The sequence below is a fragment of the Corynebacterium sp. TAE3-ERU16 genome, assembly GCF_019209935.1.
Lineage (GTDB): Bacteria > Actinomycetota > Actinomycetes > Mycobacteriales > Mycobacteriaceae > Corynebacterium > Corynebacterium antarcticum.
This window is the reverse complement of sequence record NZ_JAHUTN010000005.1, coordinates 204,358-211,442: the sequence shown is the minus strand read 5'-3', so window position 1 is coordinate 211,442 and position 7,085 is coordinate 204,358. Positions and strand designations below refer to the sequence as shown.

The window sequence follows — 7,085 nt, the reverse complement described above, 5'->3', positions numbered from 1 at the left end:
TCCCCGGGGTTGTCTCTACCATACCCCCCCTCTCGGGTCGCGTTGCCGGGCTCCGCCCCCGCCCACCCCGGTTCCTCGGCCCGCCCCACTTGGGGTGGGTCCGCCCCACCCCCGGCCCCCCCCCCCCCCGCGGCGCCCCCCCCCCCCCCCCCGGGGGGGGGGGGGGGGCCCCCCCCCGGGCCCCCCCCCCGGCTCCGGGGGGCCCCCCCCTTCCGTGAGCCTCGACGGTCGATCAGTCGTCGTGCTGCTCGTTGGGGTCGTTGTCCGCGTCTTCCTTGGTCGCGTGGATCGTGCCCCTGACGTGATCGGGAGCCGCGTAGATCGAGTAGACCTTGAGCGGCTCGGAGCCCTCGTTCACGACGTTGTGCCACTTACCTGCGGGAACGAAGATCGCCCAGTCGTCCTCGACGGTCTGGTCGATGTCCAGGTTGTCGGCGTCGTCACCGATCATGACGTGGCCTTCCCCGGCCTCGAGGCGGAGGAACTGGTCGTGGTCGTCGTGGACCTCGGCGCCGATCTCGCCACCCGCGGGAATGCTCATCACGGTCATCTGGAGGAACTTGCCGGTCCACAGAGTGTCACGGAAGTTGTCGTTGTCCTTGGTGGCCTTCTCGATGTCGAGGACATACGGATTCGGACCATGGTCAGTACGAAGGTCAGACATATGAGTCTCCTCTTATCTATAGGGTTTTTCTGTTTACGGCTTCCACTGTACCCACCCCGGGAGACCTTTGCATCGGACCTCGTCAGAGCCCACTTCTCCTGTGCTAGCGGCTTTTTAAACGGGCGCGACACGACAGACCGGGGTGGTCTGCCGTGTCGTCTGACGTCAACGGGGTCGGGCTAGTCCGTCGCGTCGAAGGCCTCGAGGATCTTCTCCGCGGCGAGGGTCGGGGTGATCCGCCCGTGACGCAGCTGATCCTCGACGAAGGTCCGGGTCTCCTTGACCCGGCCGCTGGTGTTCAGGCGCTGGAGCAGCGTCTCGTGGACCATCGACCACATCCAGCCGACCTGCTGTTCCCTTCGGTTCTCCTCGAACTTCCCGCACTTGAGCATCGCCTCGTGGTGCTCCTGCACCGTGTCCCAGAACTTGTCCACGCCGTCGCCCTCGACCGCCGACATCGTCATCGTCGGCGGATGCCAGATCGCGTCCTCGCTCCGGACCATGCGCAGGGCGGCGGCCAGCTCACGCGCCGCCCGCTTCGCCGTCTTCGTGTTCGGTCCGTCGGCCTTGTTGATGGCGACGAGATCCGCCATCTCGAGAACGCCCTTCTTGATGCCCTGCAGCTGGTCGCCGGCCCCGGCGAGGGCGAGGAAGGTGAAGCAGTCGACCATGTTCGACACGGCTACCTCCGACTGTCCCACGCCGACCGTCTCGACGAGGATGATGTCGAAACCCGCGGCCTCGAAGACCACCATGGACTCCCGGGTCGCCTTGGCAACGCCGCCGAGGGTTCCCGCCGAGGGAGAGGGCCGGATGAACGCGTCGTCCTGGCTGGACAGCTTCGACATGCGGGTCTTGTCCCCGAGGATCGATCCCCTGGTCCTCGTCGAGGAGGGATCGATGGCGAGAACCGCCACCCGGTGCCCCTCCCCGATCAACTTCATCCCGAGGGCCTCGATGAACGTCGATTTCCCCACTCCCGGAACTCCGGTGATCCCCACACGCAGGGCGTCACCCGAGAACGGGAGCAGGCGGACGAGGAGTTCCTGGGCCAGGACCCGGTGTGCCGGCGCCGTCGATTCGAGGAGCGTGATCGCCCGGGATATCCGGGTCCGGTCACGGTCCCGGACGGCCTGGAAGAGCTCGTCGACGTCGATCCGGCGACGGGCACGGCGGACCACCTCGGGGGCCACGGCCGTGGCCGAGCCGAGATCGGTTCCGGCGGTCGTCGCGAGCGAACCGAGATGGTGTTCGAGGAACTCGTCGTCGATGCTCATATTCCCGGGATCCCCCTACGCCTCGACCGGCGTGCCGTAGGAGCCCTCGGACGCCTCCGCCTCGGCCTGCAGTTCGTCCGGAAGATCGAGGTCGAACCCCAGGTTCGCGGACAGCTTCGTGATCATGTCGATCGCGGAATCCGCGATGACGGTGCCGGGCGGGTAGATCGCGGCGGCACCGAAATCATAGAGATCCTGGAAGTCACCCGGGGGGATGACCCCGCCGACGATGATCATGATGTCCTCGCGTCCGAGCTTCGCCAGCTCCTCCTTCAGCGCGGGCACCAGGGTGAGGTGACCGGCCGCGAGGGAGGACACGCCGACGACGTGGACGTCGGCGTCGACGGCCGCGCGGGCAGCCTCGGCGGGCGTCTGGAACAGCGGTCCGACGTCGACGTCCATGCCGAGGTCCGCGTATGCGGAGGCGACGACCTTCTGGCCGCGGTCGTGCCCGTCCTGCCCCATCTTGGCGATGAAGATACGCGGACGACGGCCTTCCTCGGCCTCGAATGCGTCCGCCATCGCGATCGCGCGCTGGACGTTGCTCACGGCGCCTTCCTTTCCGACCTCATCCTTGTACACGCCGGACAGCGTACGGATCTCGGCCTCGTGCCGGCCGAAGACCTTCTCCATGGCGTAGGAGATCTCGCCGACCGTCGCCTGGGCCCGGGCGCAGTCCACGGCGAGCTTCAGGAGGTTGTGCTCGAGGTCGCCGGCCTCCTTCGATTCCATCCGGCAGGCCTCTGTGAGCTTGTCCAGCGCCACCTGGACGGCCTCGTTGTCCCGCTCGGCACGGAGCCGGTCGAGCTTCTCGAGCTGCTCCTGACGCACCTTGGTGTTGTCGACCTTGAGGACCTCGATCTCCTCGTCCTCCTCGACGATGTACTTGTTGACGCCGATGAGCGCCTGACGTCCGGAGTCGATGCGGGCCTGGGTGCGGGCGGCGGACTCCTCGATGCGGAGCTTCGGGATGCCCTCGGCCGTGGCCTGTGCCATGCCGCCCGCGGCCTCGACCTCCTCGATGTGCGCGCGGGCACGGTTCGCGAGCTCGTTGGTCAGCCACTCGATGTAGTAGGAACCCGCCCACGGGTCCACCGGACGGACGGTCCCGGACTCCTGCTGCAGGAGCAGCTGGGTGTTGCGGGCGATGCGCGCGGAGAAGTCGGTGGGCAGCGCCAGCGCCTCGTCCAGGGCGTTGGTGTGCAGCGACTGGGTGTGGCCCTGGGTCGCGGCCATGGCCTCGATGCAGGTACGCGGGACGTTGTTGAACACGTCCTGCGCGGTCAGCGACCAACCAGAGGTCTGCGAGTGGGTGCGCAGGCTCTGGCTCTTCTTGTTCTTGGGTTCGAAACCGCCGACCAGTTCGCTCCAGAGGAGCCTGCCGGCACGGAGCTTCGCGATCTCCATGAAGGTGTACATGGAGATGCCCCAGAAGAAGGACAGTCGGGGGGCGAACTTGTCCACGTCGAGACCGACGTCCTTGCCGGCACGGATGTACTCGACACCGTCGGCGAGGGTGTACGCCAGCTCCAGGTCGGCCGTGGCACCGGCCTCCTGGATGTGGTAGCCCGAGATCGAGATCGAGTTGAACCGCGGCATCTTCAGCGAGGTGTACTCGAAGATGTTGGAGATGATCCGCATCGAGGGCTTCGGCGGATAGATGTAGGTGTTGCGGACCATGAACTCCTTGAGGATGTCGTTCTGGATGGTCCCCGCGAGCTGCTCCGGACCGACGCCCTGTTCCTCGGCCGCGACGATGTAGAGGGCGAGGATCGGCAGGACGGCGCCGTTCATGGTCATCGAGACGGACACCGCGCCCAGGTCGATTCCCTCGAACAGTTGGCGCATGTCGAGGATGGAGTCGATGGCGACGCCGGCCATACCGACGTCACCGAGGACCCGCTCGTTGTCGGAGTCGTAGCCGCGGTGGGTGGCCAGGTCGAAGGCGACCGAGAGGCCTTTCTGCCCCGCCGCGAGGTTCCGCCGGTAGAACGCGTTGGACTCCGCTGCGGTGGAGAAACCGGCGTACTGGCGGATCGTCCACGGCTGGTTGGTGTACATGGTCGGGTACGGGCCGCGCATGTAGGGCGGGGTACCCGGGAAGGTGTCCAGCGGGTGCGGCGGGCGTTCCCCGTCGCCGACGGTGGCGGCGTCGCGGTCGGAACGGGTGTAGACACGCTTGACGTCGATGCCCTCGGGCGTCGCCCAGATCTGTTCCGCGGCGGAACCGGGATCGTCGACCGACGAGGGAGCCTCGCCGGTGGTGCGTGGGATGTCGTGGAAATTAGGGATGGTGCTCATGGTGTGCGTCACGCTCCCAGCGTCTCGAGCAGGCCGGCCAGGGTGGCCGCGGCGTCAATGGTCATGTTCAGGTAGTCATCGGGGGTGTCCTCCGCCTCGGCGAAGGACTTCGGGGAGCCGGCGACCAGCAGTCTGCCGACTCCGGCGGCACGGGCCGCCCGGACGGCCTCTGCACCGGTCGCGGTGTACTCCGGATCCGCACCACACAGCACGGCGATGTCGGCGCCCTCGACGGCCTCGGCGAATTCGTCGGTGCCCGGCACGAGCTGTCCGGGGTTCACGACCTCGATCCCACCGGAGGCGAGAAGGTTCGTGGCGAAGCCGGTCCGCACGTTGTGCTTGGCCAGGGGGCCGATCGGGATGAGCACAGCACGCGGTCGCGCGCCGTGCTCCTCGAGGAACGCGTCGGACCGGTTGCGCAGCGCCTCGAACTCGGCTGCCCAGCGGCGGACACCGGCCGGCTCCACCCGGCGGTCGGCCGGGAGCGGCTTCTCGGCGAGATTCGGGAACTCGTTGATGCCCGTGATCTGCTTCCTCCGGTGGGCGACATCGGCACGGAGAGTCTCGTGGGACTCATCCAGGACCGACTGCAGGGCACCCGACTCGTGGTAGGCGCGGAACCCACCATCGCCCTCGACACCGGTGAAGATGGACCACGCCGCGTCGGCGAGCTCCCGGGTGAGGTCCTCGATGAAGTAGGATCCGCCGCCGGGGTCCACGACGAAGCCGAGATGTGATTCCTCGAGAAGCAGGAGGTTGGTGTTCCGGGCGATCCGGTGCGCGAAGGACCGTGAGGTTCCCTGCAGACCTCCCTTGACCGCCGCGTCGAAGGGCAGGACCTCGACATCGGTGGCGCCACCGACGCCGGCGGCGAAAGCGGCGACCGTGCTGCGCAGCATGTTCACCCACGGGTCCCGTTGGCTGAACATCACCGGAGCCGTCATCGCGTGCTGGGGCGCGCCCCCGGCCTCCGCGTGACCGACGACCTCGGCGACCCGGGCCCACAGCTGGCGGGCGGCCCGGAACTTGGCGATCTGGGCGAACTGATCGTCCGTCGCAGCGAACCGGAAGGAGATCTGCCGCAGAGCAGCGGCGGTGTCGAGACCGGCGTCGACGAGCGCGCGGAGGTATTCGGCACCGGCCGCGAGCGCGAAGCCGATCTCCTGGGCGTCGGTCGCCCCCTGGTTGTTGAAGGCGACGCCGTCGACGAGGATCGCACGCACGTCACCGGGCCGCGCGGACGCCTCGACCGCCAGCTCGACGGCTGTCGGCAGATCCACGGAGTCAGTGGCGTCCACGTCGGCGGTCAGCGGCGCACACGACAGTTCGAGGGTGACCTTGTCCGGGTTGTCCGCCGCGTCGACGAGGGTGTAGAGCTCGCGTGCGGCGTCGGGGGTGTCCGCACCGGCCGCGAGCCTCAGCGGAACCAGATCGAGGAGCACACCACCCAGCATCTCCCCGAGGTCGGACGGGCCAAGCTCCCCGGTGAGATCGAGAACGAGGTCCGTGGTTCCGTTGTAGAGCGCGTGGAGGATCTCCTTGTTGACGGCCGCGGCGTTCCCCACGGAATCCCGCCCGAATGTCTCCGTGACCCCCCACCCCGCGCGCTGGGCGTCCTTGACCTCGTTACCCCGGGTGAACGGGAACACACCGGGGGCGGCTGCCTCGGAGAATTCATCGGCTCTCGTGTAGAGCGGTCGGACGGCGATCCCGTCGTAGGTCGTCCTGATGAGCTTCTTCCACACATCGAGCGGAACGTCGGCGACGTCCTTGCGCTGTACCCGGGCGAAGACGCCGGCCACTGATTTGTACCAGGCGTCCTGGCGCTGAGTGAAGTCCTCAGGAAGTCCCGGGGACTTCCCCGGGACATTCAGTGGGCGCTCAGGTTCGTTTTGTGTAGTGGTCACAGTGAGGAAATCCTGTCAATCGGTCGTCGTGGCTGCCTTGAAGGCGGTACCTGAGTCTAACCGGTGAACCCCACCCCCCGGAGCCGATTCGGTAAACACCACACCCACTTCGGGTGGGAGGCGACCCCGCGACCCGTGGATCGCGCAGTGGGGACACGCACGACATCGGGACGTGGGACGGATCCGTAAACTGGGAACGGTGATCGGATTCCGGAACCGGGGACAGCAGCTGCTAGGTGCCCTCACGCTCAGCGCGGCGCAGATGTTCCGTGGATTCCTGACACTCCCCCTCCTCAAACGCCTGGCGATCCTTGCTTTCGTGGGTGCCGCCGCGGGCGTCATCGTCTACGTCGATGTCCCCGGAATAGGCAGTTTGCGGGCGTGGTCCGAGGAAACCGGAGGGTGGTTCCCCCTCGCATTCTTCACCGGATACGTCATCATCACCCAGTTCCCGGTCCCACGGACGATCCTGACGCTCGCCAGCGGAGTCCTGTTCGGTCCGGCGCTGGGCATATTCATCGCGGTGGCTGCGACCACCACGTCGGCGGCGTTGTCCCTGACAATCGTCCGGACACTCCTCGGGGACTGGGTCAGACCACGCCTCACCCACCCCACCGTCGTCGGGATCGACGCGCGCCTCAGGGAACGCGGTTGGCTGGCGGTGGCTTCACTGCGCATGATCGCGGTTGTGCCGTTCTCGGTGCTCAACTACACCGCGGCGCTGACCCGGGTCCCGCTGGCCGCATTCACCGTGGCCACCCTCCTCGGATCGGCGCCCGGAACCATCATGACGGTGATCCTCGGCGACGCACTGACCGGACAGGCGAATCCCGCGGTCGTGATCGTCACAGTGATCCTGACGGTGGTCGGCGTCAGCGGCCTGATCCTGGATTCGAGGATCCCGGTGAACGGGGACCTCCGTTAGGCGCCGTCCTC

Annotated in this window: 5 protein-coding genes; 1 reads left to right on the top strand and 4 read right to left on the bottom strand. The window is 67.4% G+C overall.

Annotated features, from left to right (window positions below; translation table 11 throughout):
• Window positions 1-232: 232 nt before the first annotated feature.
• The 4 genes from KRX55_RS07285 to KRX55_RS07270 all read right to left on the bottom strand — a co-directional run bounded on the left by KRX55_RS07285 (window position 233) and on the right by KRX55_RS07270 (window position 6,116).
• Window positions 233-664: a cupin domain-containing protein gene (locus KRX55_RS07285; protein WP_200257537.1), complete on the bottom strand. Its 432-nt coding sequence runs from the start codon at window positions 662-664 to the stop codon at window positions 233-235.
• Between the two features lie 179 nt (window positions 665-843).
• Entirely contained in the window at window positions 844-1,941 is a 1,098-nt protein-coding gene (meaB, locus tag KRX55_RS07280) for a methylmalonyl Co-A mutase-associated GTPase MeaB (RefSeq protein ID WP_218407088.1), read from the bottom strand.
• Window positions 1,942-1,956: 15 nt separating this feature from the next.
• The gene (gene scpA / locus KRX55_RS07275) at window positions 1,957-4,242 is read right to left on the bottom strand and encodes a methylmalonyl-CoA mutase (RefSeq protein WP_200257539.1); all 2,286 of its coding nucleotides are present in this window, start codon (window positions 4,240-4,242) and stop codon (window positions 1,957-1,959) included.
• A gap of 8 nt (window positions 4,243-4,250) precedes the next feature.
• Window positions 4,251-6,116, bottom strand: a complete 1,866-nt coding sequence (locus KRX55_RS07270; protein WP_218407111.1) for a methylmalonyl-CoA mutase family protein — start codon at window positions 6,114-6,116, stop codon at window positions 4,251-4,253.
• 232 nt (window positions 6,117-6,348) lie between these two features.
• Between KRX55_RS07270 and KRX55_RS07265 the strand changes: the two genes are divergently transcribed.
• Window positions 6,349-7,074, top strand: a complete 726-nt coding sequence (locus KRX55_RS07265) for a TVP38/TMEM64 family protein (RefSeq protein ID WP_370625782.1) — start codon at window positions 6,349-6,351, stop codon at window positions 7,072-7,074.
• Window positions 7,075-7,085: the final 11 nt, after the last annotated feature.

What these genes read in the sequence shown, in the direction of transcription:
- KRX55_RS07285 (WP_200257537.1), bottom strand. Translation starts at nt 664, where the DNA reads ATGTCTGACCTTCGTACTGACCATGGTCCGAATCCGTATGTCCTCGAC.
- meaB (WP_218407088.1), bottom strand. Translation starts at nt 1,941, where the DNA reads ATGAGCATCGACGACGAGTTCCTCGAACACCATCTCGGTTCGCTCGCG.
- scpA (WP_200257539.1), bottom strand. Translation starts at nt 4,242, where the DNA reads ATGAGCACCATCCCTAATTTCCACGACATCCCACGCACCACCGGCGAG.